Annotated in this window: 20 protein-coding genes; 8 read left to right on the top strand and 12 right to left on the bottom strand. The window is 71.2% G+C overall.

What is annotated here, in order from left to right; translation table 11 throughout:
• The first annotated feature begins 19 nt into the window (after positions 1-19).
• The 4 genes from ACG83_RS19005 to ACG83_RS18990 all read left to right on the top strand — a co-directional run bounded on the left by ACG83_RS19005 (position 20) and on the right by ACG83_RS18990 (position 5,225).
• Positions 20-2,203 (top strand): acyl-CoA dehydrogenase, encoded by a 2,184-nt coding sequence (locus ACG83_RS19005; RefSeq protein ID WP_054567559.1) that lies wholly within the window; start codon positions 20-22, stop codon positions 2,201-2,203.
• A gap of 54 nt (positions 2,204-2,257) precedes the next feature.
• Complete coding sequence (locus ACG83_RS19000; protein WP_054567558.1) at positions 2,258-3,100, top strand: SDR family oxidoreductase; 843 nt, start codon at positions 2,258-2,260, stop codon at positions 3,098-3,100.
• Positions 3,100-3,876, top strand: coding sequence for an enoyl-CoA hydratase-related protein (locus ACG83_RS18995; protein WP_054567904.1), 777 nt, complete (start codon positions 3,100-3,102; stop codon positions 3,874-3,876). The genes ACG83_RS19000 and ACG83_RS18995 overlap by 1 nt, the downstream gene beginning before the upstream one ends.
• Positions 3,877-3,941: 65 nt before the next feature.
• Positions 3,942-5,225 (top strand): amidohydrolase family protein, encoded by a 1,284-nt coding sequence (locus ACG83_RS18990; RefSeq protein ID WP_054567557.1) that lies wholly within the window; start codon positions 3,942-3,944, stop codon positions 5,223-5,225.
• A gap of 127 nt (positions 5,226-5,352) precedes the next feature.
• Here ACG83_RS18990 and ACG83_RS18985 read toward each other — a convergent pair whose 3' ends face one another.
• The 4 genes from ACG83_RS18985 to ACG83_RS18970 form a co-directional block, all read right to left on the bottom strand.
• On the bottom strand, positions 5,353-6,432 hold the full coding sequence (locus ACG83_RS18985; RefSeq protein ID WP_152991441.1) for a hypothetical protein: 1,080 nt from the start codon (positions 6,430-6,432) through the stop codon (positions 5,353-5,355).
• Positions 6,433-6,579: 147 nt separating this feature from the next.
• Entirely contained in the window at positions 6,580-7,203 is a 624-nt protein-coding gene (locus ACG83_RS18980; protein ID WP_054567555.1) for an isochorismatase family protein, read from the bottom strand.
• Positions 7,204-7,227: 24 nt separating this feature from the next.
• The gene (locus tag ACG83_RS18975; RefSeq protein ID WP_054567554.1) at positions 7,228-8,139 is read right to left on the bottom strand and encodes an SDR family NAD(P)-dependent oxidoreductase; all 912 of its coding nucleotides are present in this window, start codon (positions 8,137-8,139) and stop codon (positions 7,228-7,230) included.
• Between the two features lie 75 nt (positions 8,140-8,214).
• Entirely contained in the window at positions 8,215-9,465 is a 1,251-nt protein-coding gene (locus ACG83_RS18970; protein ID WP_054567553.1) for a CaiB/BaiF CoA-transferase family protein, read from the bottom strand.
• 161 nt (positions 9,466-9,626) lie between these two features.
• On the opposite strand from ACG83_RS18970, the gene ACG83_RS18965 reads away from it, so the two are divergent.
• Positions 9,627-11,387: a FadD3 family acyl-CoA ligase gene (locus tag ACG83_RS18965; protein WP_235498014.1), complete on the top strand. Its 1,761-nt coding sequence runs from the start codon at positions 9,627-9,629 to the stop codon at positions 11,385-11,387.
• A gap of 16 nt (positions 11,388-11,403) precedes the next feature.
• On the opposite strand, the gene ACG83_RS18960 is transcribed toward ACG83_RS18965, so the two are convergent.
• Entirely contained in the window at positions 11,404-11,949 is a 546-nt protein-coding gene (locus ACG83_RS18960; RefSeq protein ID WP_054567552.1) for an adenylate kinase, read from the bottom strand.
• Positions 11,950-12,023: 74 nt separating this feature from the next.
• Positions 12,024-12,350 carry a hypothetical protein gene (locus tag ACG83_RS18955; protein WP_054567551.1) on the bottom strand — a complete coding sequence of 109 codons (327 nt, stop codon included), beginning with the start codon at positions 12,348-12,350 and terminating at the stop codon, positions 12,024-12,026.
• A gap of 363 nt (positions 12,351-12,713) precedes the next feature.
• On the opposite strand from ACG83_RS18955, the gene ACG83_RS18950 reads away from it, so the two are divergent.
• Complete coding sequence (locus ACG83_RS18950; RefSeq protein ID WP_235498013.1) at positions 12,714-14,135, top strand: glutamine synthetase family protein; 1,422 nt, start codon at positions 12,714-12,716, stop codon at positions 14,133-14,135.
• Positions 14,136-14,180: 45 nt separating this feature from the next.
• On the opposite strand, the gene ACG83_RS18945 is transcribed toward ACG83_RS18950, so the two are convergent.
• The 6 genes from ACG83_RS18945 to ACG83_RS18920 form a co-directional block, all read right to left on the bottom strand.
• Positions 14,181-15,377, bottom strand: coding sequence for an acyl-CoA dehydrogenase family protein (locus ACG83_RS18945; RefSeq protein ID WP_054567549.1), 1,197 nt, complete (start codon positions 15,375-15,377; stop codon positions 14,181-14,183).
• 63 nt (positions 15,378-15,440) lie between these two features.
• Positions 15,441-16,010 carry a cysteine hydrolase family protein gene (locus tag ACG83_RS18940; protein ID WP_054567548.1) on the bottom strand — a complete coding sequence of 190 codons (570 nt, stop codon included), beginning with the start codon at positions 16,008-16,010 and terminating at the stop codon, positions 15,441-15,443.
• A gap of 57 nt (positions 16,011-16,067) precedes the next feature.
• Positions 16,068-16,889, bottom strand: coding sequence for an SDR family oxidoreductase (locus ACG83_RS18935; protein WP_054567547.1), 822 nt, complete (start codon positions 16,887-16,889; stop codon positions 16,068-16,070).
• A complete protein-coding gene (locus tag ACG83_RS18930) occupies positions 16,867-18,414 on the bottom strand; it encodes an MFS transporter (RefSeq protein WP_161934773.1) in 1,548 nt (515 codons plus the stop codon). Before ACG83_RS18930 ends, ACG83_RS18935 begins: the two co-directional genes overlap by 23 nt.
• 240 nt (positions 18,415-18,654) lie before the next feature.
• On the bottom strand, positions 18,655-19,443 hold the full coding sequence (locus ACG83_RS18925; protein ID WP_054567545.1) for a helix-turn-helix domain-containing protein: 789 nt from the start codon (positions 19,441-19,443) through the stop codon (positions 18,655-18,657).
• On the bottom strand, positions 19,440-21,065 hold the full coding sequence (locus ACG83_RS18920) for an MFS transporter (RefSeq protein ID WP_235498012.1): 1,626 nt from the start codon (positions 21,063-21,065) through the stop codon (positions 19,440-19,442). Before ACG83_RS18920 ends, ACG83_RS18925 begins: the two co-directional genes overlap by 4 nt.
• 128 nt (positions 21,066-21,193) lie before the next feature.
• Between ACG83_RS18920 and ACG83_RS18915 the strand changes: the two genes are divergently transcribed.
• Positions 21,194-22,471 (top strand): ABC transporter substrate-binding protein, encoded by a 1,278-nt coding sequence (locus ACG83_RS18915; RefSeq protein WP_083473365.1) that lies wholly within the window; start codon positions 21,194-21,196, stop codon positions 22,469-22,471.
• A 30-nt stretch (positions 22,472-22,501) separates the two neighbouring features.
• On the top strand, positions 22,502-23,404 hold the full coding sequence (locus ACG83_RS18910) for an LLM class flavin-dependent oxidoreductase (protein WP_054567543.1): 903 nt from the start codon (positions 22,502-22,504) through the stop codon (positions 23,402-23,404).
• Positions 23,405-23,594: the final 190 nt, after the last annotated feature.

The following is a 23,594-nucleotide window of genomic DNA, read 5'->3' as shown; positions in this document are numbered from 1 at the left end:
GCAGCTAGGAGAGACAGACGTGTCCATCGGTCTTGACGACGACCACGCGGCACTCGCCGACTCGGTGCGGGGGTTCGTGGCCCGCCACGCGCCGTCCGCCGTGGTCCGGGCGGCGATGCCGGAGTGGGTCGGCGGCGCACTGCCCGACTACTGGCCGGGCGTCGTCGAACAGGGGCTGACCGCCCTGCACCTGCCCGAGGAGCACGGCGGGGCCGGCGCCGGGCCGGTGGCGCTGGCCGTCGTGGTCGAGGAGGCCGCGCGCGGCCTGCTGCCCGGGCCGCTGCTGCCATCCCTGCTGACCAGCTCGGTGCTGGCCCGCTACGGGGATGACGACCTGCGCAAGCGGACCCTGCCGGCACTGGCGGAAGGGTCCGTCGGGGCCACCGCCCTCTCCGCGGCCGGGCTCGCGGCGAAGCCGGCCGGTGACGGCGGCTACCGGGTGAGCGGCACGACCGATCCGGTGCTCGGCGCGCCCGGCGCCTCCCTGCTGCTGCTGGGCGCGACCGCACCGGCCGGTGACGAGATCTGGTTCGTCGTGGAGCCCGGCCCGGGGGTGGACGTCCGCGCCGGCGAGCCGGTCGACCACACCCGGGCGGTCGGCCCGGTGACGCTGGACGACGTGCTGATCAGCGCCGACCGGTGTGTCGCGGTCGGTTCCTCGCAGGTGCGGGCCGTCGCCGCGGTGCTCTTCGCCGCCGAGGCGACCGGTCTCGCCCAGTGGTGCGTCGACACCGGCGTCGCCTACGTCAAGGTGCGGGAGCAGTTCGGCCGGCCCGTCGGCTCCTTCCAGGCGATCAAGCACAAGTGCGCCCGGATGTTCGTCGACGTCCAGACCATGGCCGCCGCCGCGTGGGACGGTGCCCGGGCGCTCGACGAGAGCGACGAGCAGCTCGCGGTCGCGGCGGCCGGGGCGGCGGCGGTCTGCCTGCCCGGTGCCACCGACCTCGGGCTCGCGACGATCACCCTGCTCGGCGGCATCGGCTACACCTGGGAGCACGACGCCCACTTCTACTGGCGCCGGGCGATGGTGCTGGAGAACCTGCTCGGCCCGGCCAGCCGCTGGCAGCGTGAGCTCGGCGAGCGGGTCCGGACGACGTCCCGCGACTTCGACGTCGACCTCTCCGACGCCGACCCCGCGTTCCGGGAGCGGATCGCCGGCATCCTCGCCGAGGTCGCGGCGCTGCCCGCCGACGGCCCCGCCCGGCGCCTGCGCCTGGCCGAGGAAGGGCTGGTCGTGCCGCACTACCCGCGGCCGTACGGCCTCGGCGCGAGCCCGATCGAGCAGCTCGTCATCCAGCGTGAGTACGAGCGTGCCGGCCTGACGCCGCCGATGCTCATCGTCGGTGACTGGGCGCTGCCGACGGTCCTCGCCCACGGCACCGACGCCCAGCGGGACTTCTTCGTCCCGGCGACGCTGCGCGGCGACATCGAATGGTGCCAGCTGTTCAGCGAGCCCGGCGCCGGCTCCGACCTCGCCGCGCTGTCCACCCGCGCCGAGAAGGTCGACGGCGGCTGGCGGCTCAACGGGCAGAAGGTCTGGACGTCGAAGGCGCACGAGGCGCAGTACGGCATCTGCCTGGCCCGCACCGACCCGGACGCCCCCAAGCACAAGGGCATCTCCTACTTCCTGGTCGACATGGCCGCCCCCGGGCTGGAGATCCGCCCGCTGCAGGAGGCCAACGGCGGGTTCCTGTTCAACGAGGTGTTCCTCAACGACGTGTTCGTGCCGGACGACCGGCTGGTCGGCGAGGTGAACCAGGGCTGGACGCTGGCCCGAACCACGCTCGGCAACGAGCGGGTCAGCATCAGCGGCATGCAGCACATCCCGGTCGGTCTGGTGGAGCTCGCCGGCGAGCCGGGCCTCGCGGCGGAGCAGTCGGACGTCCTGCGGGAGCTGGGGGAGACCTTCGGGCCGGCGCACGCGCTCGCCGCGCTGGCGCTGCGCACCACACTGCGCAGCCTGTCGGGGCTGCGCCCCGGTGCGGAGTCGAGCGTCTCCAAGGTGCTGGCGGGCACCCTGGCCACCCGGGTGGCCGAACGGGCGATGCGCTGGACCGGGCCCGGCGCCGCCGTCGCCGACGGCCCGGCCGGGGCCCGTGCGCAGGGCTATCTCACGGTGCCGCCGAAGCTGATCGGCGGCGGGACCGTCGAGATCCAGCTGAACGTGATCGCCGAACGCATCCTCGGCCTGCCGCGTGGCTGACGCCGCCGGCGCTGCGCCCTCTCCTCTGTTCACCGGCCTACTGACGGGAATCTGATGGGCATCACGATCGATCTGACCGGCCGGCGCTTCCTGGTGGTGGGGGCGTCGTCCGGCATCGGGCGGGCGACCGCTCTGGCCCTGGGCCGCGCCGGCGGGCGGGTCGCTGTGGTCGGGCGGCGTGCCGCGCAGCTCGACGAGGTCGTCGCCACCCTGGACGGCGGGCTCGCGTTACCCGCAGACCTGCGCGTGGACGCCGAATGCGAGCGTGCCGTGGTGGCGGCGACCGAGGCCTTCGGCGGCCTGGACGCGGTGCTGTTCCCGATCGGGTACTCGCCGCTGAGCCTGCTGACGAGGACGGACGCGGCCACCTGGTCCGACGTCTTCGCCACGAACGTGACCGCACCGGCGCTGGTCACCGCGGCCGCGGTCACCGCCCGGGGCGACGAGCCGGGCCTGTTCGTCTACCTGTCGTCCAACTCGGTCGGGAACCCGGTGCACGGGCTCGGCGCCTACACGGCGAGCAAGGCCGCGCTCGAGCACACCATCCGCAGCTGGCGCCGCGAACACCCCGAGCACCGGTTCCTGCGCCTCTCGGTCGGGGCGACGATGCCCACCGAGATCCACCGGGAGTTCGGCGACGACATCCTCGGTGAGCTCCTGCCGAAATGGGCGTCCTCCGGCCTGGTCACCGCCGACTTCATGCACGTGGACGACGTCGGCGCGGCGGTCGCGCAGAGCACGGCCCTCGCGCTCATGTATGGCGGGATCGCACTCGACGACGTGACGCTCAACCCGGCCAGCGCTCCGCTCGATCCGGCGGCGCTGCAGGAACTGGGCGCGCACGCGGCCACCGGCGAGCGGCCTGACGGGACGACCGGCCAGTGGAGCACCGGCTGATGGGCGGGGCGCCGGCCCCGGGGCCGCTGGTGACCGTCGAGCAGGTGGACGGGTTCGCGGTGCTCACGCTGAACGACCCGGCGCATCGCAACGCGCTGTCGTACGAGATGAGCTGCGCGATCGCCGAGGCGGTCGAGCTGGTGCTCGCCGCGGACGCCGGTGCGATCGTGCTCACCGCGGCCCCGCCGGTGTTCTGCGCCGGCGGCAACCTGGACGACCTGATCGCGCCGCGCGTCCCGCTCGCCGACACCTACGCGGGCATGCTCGCGCTCGCGCACGCCCCGGTGCCGACGATCGCGGCCGTCGGCGGGGCGGCCATCGGCGCGGGGGTGAACCTGCCGCTGGCCTGCGACATCATCATCGCCGGGGAGTCGGCGTCGTTCGACCCGCGCTTCCTCGACGTCGGTATCGCTCCCGGCGGTGGTCATCTGTGGCGCCTCGCCGGGCGGATCGGCACCCAGGGCGCCGCCGCGCTCGTGCTCTGCGGGGACAGGCTGACCGGTGCGGAGGCCGCCCGCAGCGGGCTGGCCTGGCGATGCGTTCCCGACGACGAGCTGACCGCGGCCGCGACCCGGCTGGCCCGGCGGGCCGCCGGGCGCCAGCACGACCTGGTGGCCCGCACCAAGGAGACGCTGCGGACCACGGCCGCGCTCGCGGACGCGGACGAGGCGGTCGCGGCAGAGCTCGTCGTGCAGCAGTGGTCCGTCGACCGGCCCGGCTTCGCCGATCACGTCCGAGGAATACGTGACCGGCTGCGAGCCGCCCGCAGCGGGTGACCGGTCGCTAGACAGTCAGCGAAAAAGTGTGACAGTGATGTCATACCGAGGAGCGGAGGCTCGGCATGAAAGCGGACGATCTCATTCTCATCAGCGTGGACGACCATCTGGTCGAGCCGCCGAACATGTTCGAGGGCCGGCTGCCGGCCCGGTTCGCCGACGTGGCGCCGCGGGTGCGCCGGCTCGACGACGGCTCCGATGTGTGGACCTTCAACGGGTCGGTCATCCCGAACATCGGGCTGAACGCGGTGGCCGGGCGGCCCAAGGAGGAGTACGGCGTCGAGCCGACGGCCTTCGACGAGATGCGCCCGGGCTGTTTCGACATCCACGAGCGGGTGAAGGACATGAGCGCCGGCGGGGTGCTGGGCTCGATGTGCTTCCCGTCGTTCCCCGGCTTCAGCGCCCGGGTGTTCTCCGCGGCGGACGACAAGGATCTCGCCCTGGCGGTCGTGCGGGCCTACAACGACTGGCACATCGACGAGTGGTGCGGGGCCTACCCGGGCCGGTTCATCCCGATGGCGCTGCCGATCCTGTGGGATCCACACCTGGCTGCCGCGGAGGTGCGCCGCCTCGCGGCCAAGGGCTGCCACTCGATCACCTTCACCGAGAACCCGGCGACCCTCGGGCTGCCCAGCTTCCACGACGAGCACTGGGACCCGCTGTGGCAGGCGCTGGTCGACGAGAACGTGGTGCTCTCCATCCACCTGGGCTCCTCGGGCAAGCTGTCGGTGACCGCGGCCGACGCCCCGGTCGACGTCATGATCACCCTGCAGCCGATGAACATCTGCCAGGCCGCCGCCGACCTGCTGTGGTCGCGTGTGATCAAGAAGTTCCCGGGGATCCGGATCGCGCTGTCCGAGGGCGGAACCGGCTGGATTCCGTACTTCCTCGACCGCATCGACCGCACCTACGACATGCACCACCTGTGGACGGGCCAGGACTTCGGCGGGAAGCTGCCCAGCGAGGTGTTCCGCGAGCACTTCCTGACCTGCTTCATCGCCGACCCGGTGGGCATCAAGCTGCGGGACATGATCGGCCTGGACAACATCGCCTGGGAGTGCGACTACCCGCACTCGGACTCGTCCTGGCCGAACGCGGGCGAGGAGCTGGCCGTGGTCGCCGCCGACGTCCCCGACGACGAGCTCAACAAGATCACGTTTGAGAACGCGATGCGCTGGTACTCGTTCGACCCGTTCGCGCACCGCCCGCGCGAGCGCTCCACGGTCGGAGCGCTGCGCGCGGAGGTCGCCGGGCACGATGTCTCGACTCGCTCCTTCGACAAGGGCCGCTTCGAGCGCACCGGCGCCGGCACCGACCTGTCCGCCCTCGCGAGCAACGCCACCGCCTGACACGGACTCCGGCCGAGAGGTGTCGGTCGCCGATCGCCCGGCGGGGGCGCGGGTATGGCCAGGGATCCCTGGCCATACCCGGATCGATTCTCCTACCTACCTACCTACCGGCGGTCCGGTTGCGGGTTCACCACCAACTCGACGACACGTCGATGTCGTTTGACACCGACCGGCCACGCCTCACTATGCGGCCTCGCCGTAAATCTATGTCCATATGGCGGAAGCGTGCTGTCGAACGCGGTGCTTCCGGGCTCTCCTGCTCTTCCTCCGCGGCGCTGAGCCACCCGAAGCCGAATCTGCTGGTCTTTAGCGTGACTGAGTTTTCTCCGCCGTAGAGCAGGAACGGTAAGCCCGACAGCCACATCACAGCCGTCGCCAGCAGTGAGGCAAGGAGGAATGTGTCGAAGCCTGCCACGCTGAAGGTGATTTCCATAGCGGTGCTGGCCCAGGAGACCAGCCATAGTGTCAGTGCGTTGGCGATGACCGCGTACACCCCGAGAGGTAGCAGGCCAGGAAACATGTTCGCCGATGTCCCGTGCGTCACGGTCCGGGAAGCGGTGGTCGAATGGACCCTGCCGCCGTAGCCTGAAATGTTAATCCCATTGGAGCTCGTCGTACTCGTCGTACGGCTGCTTGTGATGCTTCCCGGGAGTTTCAGGTGTATATCGGGCAGGATGAACAAGACGGCAAGAACTGCCAGTGTGAGCAGCTGGCGCCATATCGGCCCGGCTTCAACACACACATCGTCGAACACGGTAGTGGTGAGTGCGAGAACACCGAAGGAGGTCACGACACGGAGTGCTTTCGTCGATACCCCGTAGAACCGTCCGATCGATGTGACCGCGATCAACGCACTCTGGACGACGACGGTCACGACGTAGATGACGGCGGCCGCGAGGAGGAGCGGCCAGAATCCGGACACATTCAGTGGCAGCTCCAGCCAGCGGCAGATAACCACTGAGACCTCGAGCAGCAACGGCAGCAGCGCGAGCGCGACTGCGGTGAGCAGATAGTCACCCAGCAGCGCCAGCCCGCAGAGCCACACGGCGGCCGCGACGAAGACGCCGGCGATGAGGAGCGCCTGCAGCTGCCTTCCGGTGGAGCCGTCAAGACGCACGCCCTGCACCAGCTGGGCGGTTACCCAGACCGCGAGCATGGCCAGGGCCACCGCTGCTCCGGCCCACAACGCTGCGCTCAGGCGGGTCATCGTAACCACCACAGTGTCGGATCGTAGTAGCGATCTCTCTGGATGGGGGTGGGAACGGCAATGATCGCAGCCGCGTGCGTGCCCTGACGGTCGGCCGACCATCTCCTGACTGGATGTACCTCGCCTGGAGACGTCCGACCACGCGGGTCAGGGCTGCCAGATTCCGAGGATCTCGGCTGTGGTGGTGATCGTCGCGACCAGCGAGAGGGTGTTGGCGATGAGGACGTCGGCGTAGTCGGCGGGCACCCCGCAGATCGCGTCGCGGGGGAGGACGACCTGGTAGCCGAGGTTCACCGCGTCGAACACCGCGTTGGGAATCGCGATGTTGGCGGACACGCCGACGATGACCAGGGTGCGGGTGCCGAGGTTGCGCAGCAGGGTGTCGGCGTCCGTGCCGGCGATGGGGGACAGGCCCGCCAGCCGGGTGGAGACGAGATCGGACGGGGCGTGCCCGATCTCGTCGACGACCTCGACCGCCGGGGTGCCGAGCAGCTGCTGGACCGGTGCGCGTTCCACCGCGGCGAACAGCCTGGCGTTGTGGCTGGCGCCGCGGCCGTCCGGCCGGCGGGCCGCGATGGCGTGCAGCACGCCCGCCCCGGCGGCCCGGGCGGCGGCGGCGAGCCGGCCGGCGTTGGCCAGCATGCCGCTGTCCCGGGCCGCCGCGGCGAGCGCCGGCAGCGAGCTCTGGGCCCCGACCACGCCGTTCTGGCATTCCTGGGTGAGCAGGACCGTGTGCGCCGGGCGCAGCAGCTCGGCGAGGTCGACGGGCATCTCTCGGCTCCTCGGTTCCTGGGGTCAGAAACGCATGCCGGGGGCGCGGGTCTCGAACAGGTCCTGGTTGATGACCTCGCTGAGCTTCGTCGCGTCCCACCGCTTCTGGCCGGCGGCGATGACCTTGCGCTCCTTCCAGCCCTGCATCCAGATGATCCGGTCCTCGATCGAGCGGATGACCTGGCCGGTCACGTGGTCCGCCTCGTCGCTGGCCAGCCAGGCGACCAGCGGCGAGCTGTTGGACGGGTCCATCGCGTGCCACTCGTCGTCGGCCACCGCGTCCGGCTCGAACGAGTCGCCCATGCCGGGGATGCTGGCGGTGATCCGGGTGAGTCCGGACGGGCCGACCGCGTTCACCGTGACACCTGAGCGGTACAGCTCCATCGCGAGCGTCTGGGTGATCGCGACGATCGCCGCCTTGGCGGCGGCGTAGCTGGTCTGGCCGAAGTTGCCGCCGAGGCCCGCGCCCGAGGTGGTGTTGATGATCCGTCCGTGCACGGTCTCGCCGCTCTTGGCGGCCGCCCGCCAGTAACGCGCCGCGTGGTGGCAGGTCGACCAGGTGCCGCGGACGTGGACGCGGATGACCGCGTCGAAGTCCTCCGGAGGCATGTTCCAGATCGCCGCGTCACGCACGATGCCGGCGTTGTTCACGAGGATGTCGAGCCGGCCGAAGGCGTCGATGGCCCGCTTGATCAGCGTGCCGCACTGCTCGTGGTCACCCACGTCGGAGTAGTCGGCGACCGCGGTGCCGCCGCGCTTCTCGATCAGCGCGACGGTCTCGTCGGCCGCCCGCCCCTGCCCCTCGCCGCGCACCGATCCACCGAGGTCGTTGACGACGACCTTCGCCCCGTGGCGGGCCAGTTCGAGCGCGTGCCCGCGCCCGATGCCGTGGCCGGCGCCGGTGATGATCGCGACCTTGCCGTCGAGCAGCCCCATGGCGTGCCCTCCCATCCGCGCCGACCGGGGTGGGAACGCCACCCCGGTCGGCTTCTCGCCTACAGGATCAGATGATCAGATGTCTGGTGTTTCGATCGGCCCGAACGCGCCGGCGGCGCGCGCGGCGGCGATCCGCTCGTCGTCGTAGCCGAGTTCGCCGAGGATCTCGGCGGTCTGCTGCCCGGGGGTCGGGGCCCGCCGTGCCGGCACCGGGTTGCGGCCGTCGAGGCGCACCGGGAACGGCAGCTCGTCCACCCCGAGGTCGGCGGCCGGCAGCCAGGGCAGCCGGTCGGCGAACTGCGGGTCGGTGTCGATCGCCTCGGGTGAGTTCACCGGCGACAGCGTGGTGTCGACCTCGCCACCGAAGCGCACCCACTCGGCGGTCGTGCGGGTGGCGAAGATCTTGCGCAGCTCGTCGCGCAGCTCCACGTCACCGCGGGCGTGGTCGGCGTACTCGGCGCCGGGCCGGGCCTCGTACAGGTCCATCCGGCCGACCCCGGCGCAGAAGTTGCGCCAGAACCGCCGCTCCGAGGCCATGAACAGCACGTGGCCGTCGGACGTCGCGTACACCTGGTAGCGCACGGCGTCGCGCATCCCGCCGGTGCCCGGGGGGCGGCGCTCGTAGTTGTCGGACGGGTTGCCGGTGACCTCGTCCTCGGGGCGCTGGTAGGCCCGGTACGTCTCGATCCGCAGCCAGTCCATCGCGGCCGCGGCATCGGACTGGCCGACCTCGACGTGCCGGCCCTGCCCGGTCTCGCGGGCGGAGAGCACCGCGGCGACCAGCGTCAGCGCCCCGTACAGGGGCCCCGCGTGGATGCCGATCGAGGCGTGGTCGGGCAGGTAGGTGAAGCCGTCCTCGTCGACGGCGGGGGCGACCACCCCGGCCCAGGTGTCGTAGGCGATCCCGTGGCTGGGCAGGTCACGGTATGGACCGCTCGCCCCGTAGCCGGAGATCGACGCCAGCACGATCCGCGGGTTCAGCTCCCGCAGGGCGGCGAAGCCGAGGCCGCGTCGCTCCAGCGCACCGGGGCGCATCGCCTCGACCACCGCGTCCGCGCCGCGGACCAGGTCGTGGAACACCGCGACCCCCTCGGGCGTGCGCAGGTCGAGGACGATGCTGCGCTTGCCCCGGGAGATGTGCAGGTGCAGCAGGGACACCCCGTCGACGAAGGGCCAGACCATGCGCCGTACGTAGTCGCCGCCGGGCGGCTCCACCTTGATGACGTCCGCGCCCAGGTCGGCGAGGTGTGTCGTGAGCGCGCCGGGCCCGAGCATCGACACGTCGACAACCCGGACGCCGGCGAGCGGCGCTGTCGCGTCGGGCATCCCAGCACTCCGTTCTTCCGGACTCGATTGAATAACTTATATAATCTGCGACTGTCGCGTGTCGCGTTGTGGGTGATACCGCCCGTCCCGGCGGCCGCGGCACCGGGCCGTACATCGGTGCTCGAAGCCGGGCCGGCCCTCCCGACGGCGAAGGGTGCCACATGAGCACGCGACCACAGGCTGCGGTGACGACGGCAGACACCACGGCGACGACAACGGTGACCACGTCGGCGGACCCGGCGCCGGGGGGCATGGCGTCGGCGCACCAGGCCTCGGCGGAAGTGGCGTCGCCGGAGACCGCGGGCAGTCCAGAGCAGGTGCCGGCGACGATCCCGGCGGCGCTGACCCGGGCGGCGGCGCGGTGGCCACACGACGAGGCGATCGTCGACGGTGACCAGCGGCTCACCTTCGCCGATCTCGACGCGCGCACGGCCGAGGTGGCCCGCGCGCTGGTGGCCTCGGGCGTCCGCGCCGGTGACCGGGTCTCGGTGTGGGCGCCGAACACCTGCGAGTGGGCGCTGGTCGCCCTGGGTGTCTACCGGGCCGGGGCGGTCCTCGCGCCGATCAACTCCCGCTTCAAGGGCGCCGAGGCGGCCCGGATCCTGAGTACCGCCGGCTCCCGGCTCCTGTTCGTCGTCGACGGCTTCCTCGACACGGACTACCTGGCGATGCTCGCCGAGCAGCCGGCCCCGCCGGCGTTGGCGGAAATCGTGCTCATGGGTTCAGCCGCAGGCAGGGCGGGGGCGACCGGCTGGCCGGACTTCCTCGCCCGCGCCGAGGGGCAGCGCGGAGCCCTCGACGCCGAGGTGGCGGAACGGTTGGCGGCGCTGAGCGGCGACGACCTGTCCGACATCGTGTTCACCTCGGGGACGACCGGCGCGCCGAAGGGCGCCATGCTCACCCACGGCGCGTCGACCGGTGTCTACACCTCCTGGTCACAGCTCGTCGGGCTGCGCCACGGCGACCGCTACCTGCTCGTCTACCCCTTCTTCCACGCCGCGGGACTCAAGTCGGGGCTGCTCGCCTGCCTGCTCGTCGGCGCGACACTGGTGCCGCACCCGGTGTTCGACGTCCCGAGCGTGCTGCGGCGCGTCGAGCAGGAGCGGATCACGATGCTGCCCGGCCCGCCGGCGATCTACCAGAGCATCCTCAACACCGACCTGGCCGGCTACGACCTGTCCAGCCTTCGCCTGGCCGTCACCGGCGCGGCCGCGGTACCCGTCGAGCTGGTCCGCCGTCTGCGCTCGGAGCTCGGCCTGCAGACGGTGCTCACCGCGTACGGCCTCACCGAGACCACCGGCACCGCCACCGCGTGCCGGCAGAACGACGACCCGGAGACGATCGCACTGACGTCCGGCCGGGCCATTCCGGGGGTGGAGGTCCGGGTCGTCGACGACACCGGCGCCCCGCTGCCGCCGGGGGAGCCCGGGGAGATCGTCATCCGGGGCTACAACGTGATGCGCGGCTACTTCGACAACCCAGAGGCGACCGCCGAGGCGATCGACGCCGACGGGTGGCTGCACTCCGGCGACATCGGGGTCCAGGACGAGGCCGGCAACATCCGGATCACCGACCGCAAGAAGGACATGTTCATCGTCGGTGGCTTCAACGCCTACCCGGCGGAGATCGAGGCGATGCTGCTGGAACACGGCGGGATCGCGCAGGTCGCCGTGATCGGGGTGCCCGACGAACGGCTCGGCGAGGTCGGCATGGCCTTCGTGATCCCCCGGGCGGGAGTGACCGTCGACCCGGCCGAGGTGATCGCGTGGAGCCGGGAGCGGATGGCGAACTACAAGGTGCCCCGCCGGGTCGAGGTCGTGGACGCCCTCCCGCTGAACGCCACCGGCAAGATCGTCAAATACGAGCTGCGCGACCGGGTCCGCGCGGCGGAGCAGCGGGCCGGGGCCGATCAGGTCGGCTAGATCGGCGCCGCGCGGGTCAACACCCGTCCTGGCGGTCCTGGCGGCCCGGTTGGGCCTCCAGCGCCAGCCACCGGCGCACCTGGCGTGGGCTGCGCAGCCGGACGACGCGTGACCAGGCGTCAGCCTCGGTGATCGCGGTGACGAGGCGGACCCGCCCGCTTCGGGGGTAGGTCCACAGCCAGGCCAGGAACTCCCCGGTGACATGCTCGGGGCAGCCTGGCCGCACGTCCGGGCGAGTCCGGCCGTGCCATCTGATCCGCCGCCACAGCACCCGTGGGACGGTGACGCGACGTGGCAGGTCGAGGAAGAGAATCAGGTCGGCGGCGGGGAGCCGGAGGTCCAGCGTGCCGGCGTAGTTGCCATCCATGATCCACTGTGGTGCGCCGAGGAGCCGCGTGAGAACCTCGCGCCAGGCGTCGTCGGGCATCTCGACCCATCCCGGGCTCCAGAAATGCTGGTCGAGATGGACCACCGGAAGCTCCCAGAGCTCACCGAGCCGTCGGCTCAGTGTGCTCTTTCCCGCCCCGCCGCTACCGACAACCAGAACCCGCTGGGCGTCCATTCGGCAATGGTCCCGCCTGGAGCCGGCGACCGGGTGCGGAATCCCCCGATGGCCGGCAGGGGTTCCGGTGAGATCTACGTCCGGTTCCGCCGGTCCCACTCCCGCATGCGTCGGGGATAGCCGACAACCGCCGCGTCGTACACGGGGAGCGCGAGATCGCGGGCGAGCCGGCGGGCGACGGCAGGCCCGCCCACCCGGCGCCGGATCCAGGCGCCGTCACTGTCGACGGCCACGACCGTCGCGTCGGTGGCGGTCGTCTCCGGTTCCGCGTAGAACTCGACTCCGAGCCGCTCGCATGCGAAGCGGCGCAGGTCCGCGAGGTCACCGATGGTCGCCTCGCGATCCAGGACGGTTCGCCGTTCGGCGTGCCGCCACAGCAGCCAACGGTCCCTGATACCCACACCGGCTCCTGTCCCCGCATGGCCGCCGAGCGACCGTCGTCCCCGTCATCTCAGCAAAGGCCCGCAGCCCTAACGGGAGCTTAAGGAACATGCAGAAGAACCTGGGGAACGCGGATAAGCCTGCAGCCTGCCGTGGTTCGGCCCGCGCAGCCGATGCTCCGGATCGCCGAGGCCGAGACTGCCCACCATCTGTCCAGAAATCGGGCACGGCGGTCTGCCGGCAGTCGGGTCCGGCCGGGACATGGTTCGGAGCAGGCAAAGAACACTCGCCGTCACGGTAGGATCACCCGATCCCGTCGCCGCCTCGTGTCAGCCGCGGGATGCGAAATTTGGATTCGCGCCATGACCTGGGCTGGAGGCGATGTGCGGTCGGAATCTGGGGGTCCGGGTGGGCTGGCCGATCCGGTTCCCGGCGGCCGCCCCGGCGACGTCGAACTCGCCGAAGAACTGTCCGCCCGGCTGGCCGGTGCCGGCGTGAAAGGGATCGCCTTCTGCTATGTCGACACCGCGGGAATAACCCGGGTGAAAGGGGTTGCCACGGCCGCGCTGGCAGCGGCGGCGAGGTGGGGTGTCGGCATGTCCCCGATCTTCGACATCATGCTCGCGGACGGGTCGATCCCGCCGGCGGATCGCCTTGGTGGACCGGTCGGGGATCTCCGGCTCTATCCGGACCTCGGCCAGCTCACCGCGCTGGCAGGCCAGCCGGGATGGGCGTGGGCCCCCCTCGACCGGATCGAGCAGGGCGGCTCCGTTCATCCCGGGTGCAGCCGAACGCTGCTGCGGCACCTCCAGTCCCGCCTGCAGGACGAAGGCCTGGACTTCCAGGCCGCCATCGAGATCGAGTTCGTGCTGGCCCGCGGCGACACGCCGGCCGACGAATTCGTCCCCGCCTGTGGCGGACCCGCGTACGGAATGACGCGGATGATCGAGATGACCGCGTTCACCGAGGACCTGTTGGCCGCCCTCGCCACGCAGGGAACAGAAGTGCACCAGCTGCACCCGGAATATGCACCGGGGCAGTTCGAACTGTCGGTGGGAGCACTCGACCCGGTGCGCGCCGCGGATCGCAGCGTCGTCGTCCGGCAGACTGTCCGGGCCATCGCCGGCCGGCATGCGCTGCGTGTTTCCTTCGCTCCGTCGGTGGTGGCCGGTGAGGTCGGCAACGGCGGGCATGTCCACCTCTCGGCCTGGCGCGACGGGGTCAACCTGTTCGCCGGCGGAAGCGGCAGGTACGGCCTGACCGGCGCGGGGGAAGGAATGGCCGCGGGTGTTCTCGAGGCATTGCCGGCGCTGGCCGTTCTCGCCACGCCGAGCCCGTCCAGCTTTCTGCGCCTGGGCCCCACCCGCTGGTCGGGCGCCTACGGCTGTTGGGGCTATGAGAACCGGGAGGCCGCGCTCCGCCTGGTCCGCGGGAGCATCGGGCAGCAGGCCGACGCGGCGAACATCGAGGTGAAGTGCGCCGATCTCGCGGCCAATCCGTATCTGCTGCTGGCGGGGCTGCTGTTCGCCGCCCGCGACGGCCTGACCCGAGGCCTGAAGCTGCCGGCGGAGGTCACCGTCGACCCTGCCTGCCTGAGCCACGAAGAACTGGCCCGCGACGAGATCCGCCGCCTTCCGACCACGATGACGCACGCGCTGGACGAGTTCGCCCGCCGCCCCGACCTGCAGGCCTGCCTCGGCCCGACCCTGACCGAGGCGATCGTCGCGGTCCGCCGCGGCGAGGCGGCCCGGATGGCGGACGCCGAACCCGCCGCGGTGGCAGCGGCCTACAGATGGGTCTACTGAGGCGCGACGGGTTCGCCGAGCCGTGGGAGACGGCCCGCCGTCCGCTCAGCGGAGCTGGTAGTCCTTGAGCAGGGCACGACCGATGATCATCTTCTGGATGTCGCTGGTGCCCTCGCCGATGAGCATGAACTTGACCTCGCGCATGAGACGCTCGATCTCGTACTCCTTGGAGTAGCCGTAGCCGCCGTGGATCCGGAAGGAGTCCTCGACGACCTCGTTGGCGTACTCCGAGGCCACCATCTTCGCCATCCCGGCCTCGACGTCCATGCGCCGGCCGGTCTCCTTCAGCCGGGCGGCCCGCACCATCATCGTGTGCGCGGTCTCGACCTTGGTCGCCATGTCCGCGATCCGGAACAACACCGCCTGATGGTCGGCGATGACCTTGCCGAACGTCCTGCGCTGCTGGGCGTAGGCGACGGCCAGCTCGAAACCGCGCCAGGCCAGGCCGCAGGCCCGGGCGGCCACGTTGACCCGGCCGACCTCGACCCCGTCCATCACGTGGAAGAAGCCCTTGCCGGGCTCCCCGCCCAGGATCTGCTCGGCCGCGATCTGGTGGCCATCCAGGAGGAGCTCGGTGGTCTCGACGCCCTTGTAGCCCATCTTGTCGATCTTGCCGGGCACGGTGACGCCCTGCGCGGTCTCGCCGAACCCGGCCTCCTTCTCGAGGAGGAACGTCGTCATGTTCTTGTAGACCGACTCCGCGCCCTCGTCGGTCTTGCACAGCAACGCCACCAGCGTCGAGGTGGCGCCGTTGGTCAGCCACATCTTCTGGCCCGTGATCGAGTACGACCCGTCGGCCTGCTTCGTCGCCTTGGTCGAGACCGCCGACACGTCGGAGCCCAGGCCCGGCTCGGACATCGAGAAGGCGCCGCGGACCTCGCCGGTCGCCATCCGCGGGAGGTACTTCTTCTTCTGCTCCGGGGTGCCGTGCTGCATGAGCATGTAGGCCATGATGAAGTGGGTGTTGATCACGCCCGACACGCTCATCCAGCCGCGCGCGATCTCCTCCACGCACAGCGCGTAGGTCAGCAGCGACTCACCCAGGCCGCCGTACTCCTCGGGGATCATCAGCCCGAACACGCCGAGCTCCTTGAGCCCGTCGACGATCTCCTGCGGGTACTCGTCCGCGTGCTCCAGCTCCTGGGCGACCGGGATGATCTGCTCGTCCACGAAGGTCCGCACGGTCTTCAGGATCTCGATCTGGTCCTCGGTGAGTCCCTCGGTCTGGCACAGTCGCGACATCGCTTCCCTCTCTGGTGGCGTCGAAGGCTAATAATGCTGGAGAACGCCTGGCGCGGGTGGTCGTCAGCCGGTGCGGGCCCAGTCGTCGACCGTGGTGACCAGGGCCTGCGGGGGGAAGACCTTCTCGGTCAGGAAGCCGTGCATCTGCGGGTCGGGGTCTGCGCAGGCATCGGGGAGGACGACCAGCCGGTAGTCGAGGTCGGCGGCCTGGCGCACGGTGGAGAGGACCACGCCGCTGGTGGAAATGCCGGCCAGGACCAGTGTGTCGGCCTTGGTGGCGCGCAGCAGTACGTCGAGGTCGCTTCCGCTGAACGCACTCACCCGGCGCTTGGTGACGACCGGCTCGTCGGGCCCGGGTGCGAGCGAGGTGTGGATCTGGGCGGCGGGCTGGTCCTCGACCGGCGCGCCGCCAGCCCGGCGCAGCGTGTCGAATCTCGCATTGGTTTCGGCGATCTCGGGAAAACCGGCGCGGAAGGCGACCCGGACGAAGATGACCGGAATCCCCCGGTCCCGGGCGGCACCGACCGCGCGCCCGGCGGCCTCGAGCACGGGCGGTGCACCCGCCGCGCCCAGGCGCTCGACGATGCCGTGCTGGAAGTCCATGACGAGCAGAACGGGCCGGGACCCGGACATGTTGCCTCCCGAACAGGCTGAGCTGACGTCAGCGGACGTAGGCCGTGTACGGCGGGGTCAGCGTAGGCCGTGGCGGCGGGCGACGGCCTTCTCGACCACGGCACGGGGCAGCAGGCGACGCAGCGCGAAAACCAGCCCGGCGTTGCTGCCGACCGCGTAGAGCGGCCTGGGATGGCGCGCCTCGATCGCCCGGAGCACGGTGCGGGCGACCTCGGCGGCCGAGATCCCGCCCGCCTCGTTCGCGTCGAGGGCGGCGAGCATCGTGTGGTACTCCGCCGTGAAGGGGGAGCCCGCGGCCAGGTACTGGGTGCGCCGCTGGCTGATCCCGGTGTTGATCGAGCCCGGTTCGACCGTGCTGATCCTGACCCCGTAGGGGGCGACCTCGCGGCGGGCGGCGTTCGCGAATCCCTTGATGGCCGCCTTGGATGCCACATAGGACGAGCGGTACGCCAGCGGGAAGCTCGCGAGCATCGAACCGATCATGATCACACAGCCGGAGCCGCGTTCACGCATGCCGGGGAGCACGAGCTGGGTCAGCCGGATGGCGCCGAAGACGTTGAGCTCGAAGAGGCGCCTGACCGCCTCGATCGGAAGCTCCTCCAACGGGCCGCTCTGGCTTTCGCCCGCATTGTTCACCAGGACGTCGACCCGCCCCACCGCGGCGGCGCAGCGCTCGATGGACGCCTCGTCGGTGAGGTCGAGCGCGATGAGCTCCACCCCCGCGGGCGGGCTGCCGACCGCCGCCGGGTCACGGCTGGTGCCGACAACGCGCAATCCCCGCCTGACCAGAGCTTCGGCGACGGCCGCGCCGATGCCCGAGGACGCCCCCGTGACCAGGGCGACCCTGGCGTTCTTGCTATTCCGCGGAGGACTGGCCATGTGCGTCCCTCATCAGGTGTGTCCTTGGATGAGCTCGTTGGCGGGCGGGCAGGTAGCGCGCCACCAGGGGGATCGCGCAGGCGACGACGATGCCGGCGGTGAGGGCGGCGGCGTGCAGGCCGCTCAGCGAAGGTGTGCTCGCCACGGTCGTCACCGACTCGTCGTCCGTCGGGCGGCTGCTGAGAATCGTACCGAGCACCGCGACGCCGAGCGCGCCGCCGACCTGCCGGGTGGTGTCGTTCATCGCCGAACCGACGCCGGCCCGCTCGCGGGGCACGGACGACATGATCGACGAGGTCGCCGGGCCGAGGGTCAGTCCCATTCCCACCCCCACCCCGCAGGTGATCGCGACGACGACGCCGAGTGACGTCCCGCTGTCGCAGAGCGCGAGCGCGGCGAAGAAGACGGAGAGTGCGCCGAGACCGGCGGTGATGACCGCGCGGGCGCCGGCCCGCTCGGCCAGCGGCGTCGCGACCCGGGTGGCGACCAGGAAGAAGACGACGGCCTGCGGTGCCACCAGCGTGCCGGCACCGAGCGGGGTGAGGCCGAGAACCTCCTGCAGGTACTGCGTCAGGATGAACGACGTCCCGTACATGCCGAAGAATGTCAACGCGATCGCGAGGCTCGCGACGCTGAACCGCGGGTCGCGGAAGAAGCCCAGATCGAGCATGGGAGCTCCGGTGCGGAATTCCCAGGCTATGAACGCGATGAGAAGTACGGCGCTGACAGCGAAGGCGGCGAGGACGGCGGGGGAGAGCCAGCCGTGGGTCGGTGCCTCGATGATCGCGAAGAGCAGGGCGACCAGGGTGAGTATCGAGAGCGCGGCTCCGAGGGGATCCAGCCGTCGGGCCGACGGGTCCCGCGATTCGGGGACGTACAGAAACACCAGCGCCAGGACCACGGCGACGATCGGCAGGTTGACCAGGAAGACCGACCCCCACCAGAAGCGGGACAGCAGGAGCCCGCCGACGATCGGCCCGCTCACCGAGCCGATCGCCGAGACCCCCGACCAGATTCCGACCGCCACCCGGCGTTCCCGGTCGTCGGTGAAGACGTTCGACAGGATCGACAGCGTGGCGGGCATGATGAGCGCGGCACCGAGACCCATCACGCACCGGCCCGCGACCAGCTGGTCAGGTGACGAGGCCAGCGCCGACAGCAGCGAGCCCGCGGCGAAGGCGGCGAGGCCGCAGGTGAGAAGGCGTGCCCTTCCGAAGCGGTCGCCAAGGCTGCCGGTGGTCAGCAGGAGCCCGGCGAAGACGATGATGTAGCCCTCGTTGATCCATTGAAGCTGGCGCACTGAAGCGGAAAGACCACCATCGGCGCCGGGGGCACGCAGGGTCGGTAACGCCACGTTCAGGATCGTGGCGTCCAGCGCGATCAGCGCGAGGTTCGCGCACAGCACCACGAGTACCAGCCAGCGCACCCGCTGGATGTGTGCTGGCCGGCCGAGATCCGCACGGTGGCCCGCCGCCCGGCGAACGAACGACGGTGCTGGATGAACGAACGGCAGAGCTGGACGCATGTGTGCCTCACTACGCCGATGGTCGAGGCGGGCGCCGCCCGCCCGCCCCGCATCAGGCCCTCGGGTGGCGCCGCCCGGTGACGAGCCCGTCATCGGCCACTGGCCGTTGGAACGGGGCCGGCCGTAGGATGGGCGTCACTGGATGGATAAAATATACAGCCCTGGTCCCCGAGGATATCCGCAGGCATAAGCGCCTCCAGCGCTCGCAGCGGACTCGTCATCTGAGTCGTGACGCGGCAGTTACGCCTGCGGGGCGTCCGTGAGGCCGAGGGCGGTGGCGAGCACGGCGATCAGGGGTTCGCGCAGCTCGTCGGCGGAGGCGGTGGACAGCCGGGGGAGGGTGCCGGCGTCCCTGGCGACGCCGACGCCGAACAGCAGCGCCACCGCGAGCTCGGCCGCAAGCTCCGGATCGGGGCCGGTGATCGTGTCGCGCAGGGGCAGGAGCACGGTGTCGAGCCGTTCGCGGGTCGCCTCGCGCGCGGCGGCGTCCACCTCGCGTCGGAACACGTTCTGGGCGGCGGCGCTCACGCCGGTGGACGTCCACCTGGTGATCGCTCGGTCCACCAGAGCGCTGACCGCGGCCAGGGGCTCCACCGGCTCCCCATCGTTCGGCCTCGCGGAGCCAGCCGCGCCAGCCATGCCGACTGCGCTGGTGGTTCGGGTCGTGCCAGCCGTACCGACTGTGCCAACGGTCCCAGTCGTGCTGGTCGCGGTGTCGCCGGCCTGGGCGACGGATCCCGCGGCGGATTCGCTGGTGCCATTCCCCGACTGCGCCGGGGACGGGGGGGCTGGCGGGCCCGGATGATCCCCGGAGCTCTGGCCAAGGAGCGGATCGGCCGCCAGGACGGCCTGGTACAGCCCCTCCTTGCCGCCGAAGTAGCGGGCGATCAGGGCCGGGTCGACGCCCGCCCGATCCCCGACCGACCGGATGGCGGTGCCCGCGTAGCCACGTTCGGCGAACAGATCGGCCGCCGCGGCCAGCAGAGCCTGACGGCTACGCGCCGCGTCGCGCCGTCGGGTGGTGTTCATGGTTCGACATCATCGGCCATGACGAGTCCGGAGGCGGCGGCGTCCGCTGCCTCCTCCTGCAGAGTCTCCAGCTCCGCCTGCCGGGAGGCGGGCACCGCGGGCTCGCCGGCGCGCGGTGAGCTGGGCAGAGCCAGTGCGGCGAGCATCGCCAGCACGCCGACGCCGCCGGCGATGACGAACGCCACCGTGTAGCCGCTGTTGCTGGGTTCGGTGGCACCAGCTGGGGTATGGGCGGCGAGCATCGCCGCTCCGAGCGCGCTGCCGACCGAGCCGCCGACGGTGCGCAGCACCTGGTTGAAGCTGGTGGCGCTGCCCGTCTCATGCGGCGGTACGGAGCCGATGATGAGGCCGGGCATGGCCGCGAAGGCGAGCCCGATACCCACTCCGAACAGGAAGGTGGCCCCGCCCAGCTCGACGAGATGGTCGTGCCGGACGGCCAGGCCGAACTCGGCGAGGGCGACCGCGAACAGGCCGACCAGCAGCAGGCCACGGCCGCCGCCGGTGCGTGGGCCCAGCCAACGTGACCACCGGCTGGCCAGCACCGTCCCGACCGCCAGCGGCAGGATCACCAGGCCGAGCACGGCCGGTGACGCGCCGAACCCGTAGCCGGTCGACGTCGGGGCCTGCGCGAGCCGGTTGATCAAGGTCATCGCGTTGAACATGCCGAACCCGGCGAGAATCGCGCAGACGTCGGCGATGAGGACCGGCCGGGCGGCAAGGTACTTCAGCTCGACCAGCGGATGCGCGCTGTGCAGCTCCAGCATGATCCACGCAACCAGGCAGACGATTCCGGCGCCGAACAGCGCGATGATCCGCGGCGACGTCCAGCCCCACGATTCGCCCTCGCTCAGCGCGACCAGCAGCGGGCTGAGCCCGGCGGCGAACAGCAGCGCGCCCACCAGGTCGACCGGCCCGCGGGCGGCTCGGGTGCTCGCCCTGCCCGGCACGACGGCGAGCACCGCGGCCATCGCTGCCGCCGTGAGCACGGCCGCCACCCAGAACCCGGCGTGGTAGTCGAACGATTCCGCGATCAGCCCGCTGAGCGGGTAGCCGAGGCCCGCGCCGGTCGCGACCGTGATCGACAGTGCGCCGATGCCCGCGGCCAGCTGGCGCGGTGGCAGCAGGTCGCGCGCGATCGCCAGCGCCAGCGGCATCAGGCCCACGCCGACGCCCATGAGGCCGCGCCCGACCAGAAGCTGCGTGAATCCGTTCGCGGTGGCGGCGAGGAGGGAGCCCGCCGCGACGGTGCCGAGCCCGGCGAGCAGCACGGTGCGCCGGTGCGGCCCGTCGCCGAGCCGGCCGAGCAGGGGAGTGGAGGCCGCGCCGGTCAGCAGGGTCAGGGTGAGCAACCACTGGGCGTCGGAAAGCGACACGTGCTGGGCGTCCGCGATCAGCGGGATCAGTGGTGTGCCCAGCGTGCCGATGACCGCGATCACGAGTCCGCAGTAGATGAGGACCCCGAGCAGCAGGCCGGGACGGGGGTGGGTGTGCGCGGCGACCGCACCCGGCTGCTGGTGGGCTCCGGACCGCTCGTCGCGGCGTGTGCGGTCGGTTCGTGCTGGTCGGGCGGGGTTCGGCTTCGCGTGCACGTAGCGTCCCAACGTCTGAAGCAGGTTTGTCATCGCATGATGTCATCGAATGAAGACATGCGTGAAGGGGTGGCGTCGGCAACCCTGTCGCCGGGACTTCTCGTGGAGGTGAGACACTCGCCCTCTTGTGTTTCACCATGGGACGTGTGGAGTGATTTGGTGTGAGTCAGCCTTCGCGTCGATGCGCCCCACCCGACGAGTCGTCGCCCCCGCCGCGCGGTACCCGGGTACGCGATCGTCTGCTGCGACGGATGTCGCTGGGGTCGGCCTCCGTGCTGGTCCTCGCCGCCGCCGCGGGGTGTTCGGGGTCCGGATCAGGCGGCGTCGAGGCGAACGCCTGCACCAGTCCCGGGGTGACCAGCACCCAGGTGCGGCTCGGGCTCGTCCTCTCCGACTCCGGCCCGTCCGGTGACGTCTTCTCCCCGGCCCGGTCCGGGGTGGAGGCGAGGCTGGGCCTGGCCAACGCCGAGGGTGGCGTGCACGGCCGTCAGGTCGTCTACGAGTGGCGCGACGACGAGGACCTGCAGAGCCGCAACGCGCTGGTGACCAGGGAACTCGTCGGGTCGAGACAGGTGATCGGCCTGGTGACCGTCACCACGGCACTCGAGGAGTCGACGGACGCGCTCACCGAGCAGGATGTGCCCGTCGTGGGCCTGCCCGGGAGCCCGGACTGGGCCGAGCACCCGAACATGTTCTCCTACGCCTATGACGCGTCACCGGTGACGATCGGGCGTTACATCCAGGCCAGTTCAGGTAGGAAAGTCGCCCTCGTGCTCTCCGGGATCGCGGGCAACACCACCGGAGCCGCCGATCGCTACACCCAGGCGCTGCAGTCGGTGGGACTGAAGGTGGTGGGAGCGGTCTCCTACGCACGCCTGGCCGACAGCCCCGCGCAGATCGCCCACAAGATCGCCGCCCTGGGTGCGGACTCCATCGTCGGCCTGACCACGGCGGAGGACCTCGCCGAGATCCTGCCCGCCATCCGAACCACCGTGCCACGCCTCGTGGTCACCGTCGCGCTGAGCGGGTACGACCATGCGCGGCTGGCCAGGCTCGGGCCGGCGCTCGCCGGTGTGTCGTTTCCCGTCTACTTCCGGCCGTTCGAGGCCGGCGGTCCCGCCATCGACCGCTATCGCGAGGCGATGAGCCGCTTCGCTCCGCAGGCCGTCCGGGCCGAGCAGGAGTACTCGATGAACGCCTACATCTACACCGACCTGTTCCTGCAGGGGCTGGAGAGGGCCGGTGCCTGCCCGACCCGCGCCGGTGTCGTCAGCGCCCTGCGCGATCTCACCGGCTACGACGCCGGCGGCCTGGTCAGCCCGGTGAACATGAGGAACAACTCCGATGTCCTGCTGGAGTGCTACGCGTTCGTGCAGGTGAACCCGACGGGCGACGCGTTCCAGCCCGTTCGCGAGCGGATGTGCGCCAACGGAGAATGACCGTGGTCATGAGATGAGGTGATCCGCAGGATGGCCGAACCTGTCCGGATGGGGTTTCTGGCGCCGACGTCCCGAGAGGAGGTCGCGGAGCTGGAGGCCCTGGGCGCGCATTCGCTGTGGGTGGGTGGGCATGTCGCGTCGCTGAACCCGACTCGGGAGCCCCTGGTCTGGCTGGCGAGGCTGGTCGAGCAGACCCGCACCGTCCGCATCGGCACCGCCACCCTGATCCTGCCGCTGTATCCGCCTGGCCTGCTTGCCAAGCAGCTCGCCGACCTGGACGAGGCATCGGCCGGGCGGCTCACGGTCGGAGTGGGAGTCGGCGGGGAGTACCCGTCCGACTTCGATGCCTGCGGGGTTCCGCGCGAGGAGCGTGGCAGCCGCGCCAACGAGGCGATCGGGCTGTTGCGTGCCTTCTGGACCGCTGAACCGGTCACGCATGCCGGCCGCCACCACCGTCACGACCAGGTGCGGATCCACCCCGCTCCCGCCCAGCCGGGTGGTCCGCCGATCGTGGTGACCGGCCGCCGTGACCCGGCGATGCGCCGCGCGGCCCAGCTCGGCGACGGATGGATGCCCTACCTGTACTCGCCGGAGCGTTACGCGGCCTCGGTGGCCGAGATCCGGGCCCAGGCCGAACGCGCCGGCCGCGATCTGCGCGACTTCGGCTGGTACGCGTACGTCTTCGTCAGCCTGGACGACGACGAGGCGCAGGCCCGAGCGGAGGCGGAACAGTTCCTCGGCGGCACGTATCGGGGCGACTTCTCGGCCATGCTGCAGCGCGTCGCCTGCGTCGGCACGGCGGAGCAGGTGACCGCACGGCTGCGCGCGTTCGTCGATGCCGGCGCCGAGCACCTCGTCCTGGTGCCCTGTGCCCGTGCGCCGCAGACCCGCCGCCGGCTGCTGGCGGAGGTGCTGCCGGCGCTGACCCGCTGATTCGTGTCTCGGTGGCGTCCGGTCTCAGCCGGTCGGCCGGGCTTCCACCACGCCGGCCGTGGAACGCCGGGCCGGACGGCTGATCCGGTCCCGGGTTCCCTTCTCGTCCACGATCGCGGCGGCCGGCGCCCGCGCCGCCCGCGGCTGGCTGTTCGATCACTGACCTACACGGTGCTGAGAACGGCGGAAC

The organism is Frankia sp. R43 (assembly GCF_001306465.1).
Classification (GTDB): domain Bacteria; phylum Actinomycetota; class Actinomycetes; order Frankiales; family Frankiaceae; genus Parafrankia; species Parafrankia irregularis.
Note: the sequence above shows the minus strand (reverse complement) of the source record. Positions and strands in the feature narration are given on the sequence as shown.

What these genes read in the sequence shown, in the direction of transcription:
- ACG83_RS19000 (WP_054567558.1), top strand. Translation starts at nt 2,258, where the DNA reads ATGGGCATCACGATCGATCTGACCGGCCGGCGCTTCCTGGTGGTGGGG.
- ACG83_RS18995 (WP_054567904.1), top strand. Translation starts at nt 3,100, where the DNA reads ATGGGCGGGGCGCCGGCCCCGGGGCCGCTGGTGACCGTCGAGCAGGTG.
- ACG83_RS18990 (WP_054567557.1), top strand. Translation starts at nt 3,942, where the DNA reads ATGAAAGCGGACGATCTCATTCTCATCAGCGTGGACGACCATCTGGTC.
- ACG83_RS18985 (WP_152991441.1), bottom strand. Translation starts at nt 6,432, where the DNA reads ATGACCCGCCTGAGCGCAGCGTTGTGGGCCGGAGCAGCGGTGGCCCTG.
- ACG83_RS18980 (WP_054567555.1), bottom strand. Translation starts at nt 7,203, where the DNA reads ATGCCCGTCGACCTCGCCGAGCTGCTGCGCCCGGCGCACACGGTCCTG.
- ACG83_RS18975 (WP_054567554.1), bottom strand. Translation starts at nt 8,139, where the DNA reads ATGGGGCTGCTCGACGGCAAGGTCGCGATCATCACCGGCGCCGGCCAC.
- ACG83_RS18970 (WP_054567553.1), bottom strand. Translation starts at nt 9,465, where the DNA reads ATGCCCGACGCGACAGCGCCGCTCGCCGGCGTCCGGGTTGTCGACGTG.
- ACG83_RS18965 (WP_235498014.1), top strand. Translation starts at nt 9,627, where the DNA reads ATGAGCACGCGACCACAGGCTGCGGTGACGACGGCAGACACCACGGCG.
- ACG83_RS18960 (WP_054567552.1), bottom strand. Translation starts at nt 11,949, where the DNA reads ATGGACGCCCAGCGGGTTCTGGTTGTCGGTAGCGGCGGGGCGGGAAAG.
- ACG83_RS18945 (WP_054567549.1), bottom strand. Translation starts at nt 15,377, where the DNA reads ATGTCGCGACTGTGCCAGACCGAGGGACTCACCGAGGACCAGATCGAG.
- ACG83_RS18940 (WP_054567548.1), bottom strand. Translation starts at nt 16,010, where the DNA reads ATGTCCGGGTCCCGGCCCGTTCTGCTCGTCATGGACTTCCAGCACGGC.
- ACG83_RS18935 (WP_054567547.1), bottom strand. Translation starts at nt 16,889, where the DNA reads ATGGCCAGTCCTCCGCGGAATAGCAAGAACGCCAGGGTCGCCCTGGTC.
- ACG83_RS18930 (WP_161934773.1), bottom strand. Translation starts at nt 18,414, where the DNA reads ATGCGTCCAGCTCTGCCGTTCGTTCATCCAGCACCGTCGTTCGTTCGC.
- ACG83_RS18925 (WP_054567545.1), bottom strand. Translation starts at nt 19,443, where the DNA reads ATGAACACCACCCGACGGCGCGACGCGGCGCGTAGCCGTCAGGCTCTG.
- ACG83_RS18920 (WP_235498012.1), bottom strand. Translation starts at nt 21,065, where the DNA reads ATGACAAACCTGCTTCAGACGTTGGGACGCTACGTGCACGCGAAGCCG.
- ACG83_RS18910 (WP_054567543.1), top strand. Translation starts at nt 22,502, where the DNA reads ATGGCCGAACCTGTCCGGATGGGGTTTCTGGCGCCGACGTCCCGAGAG.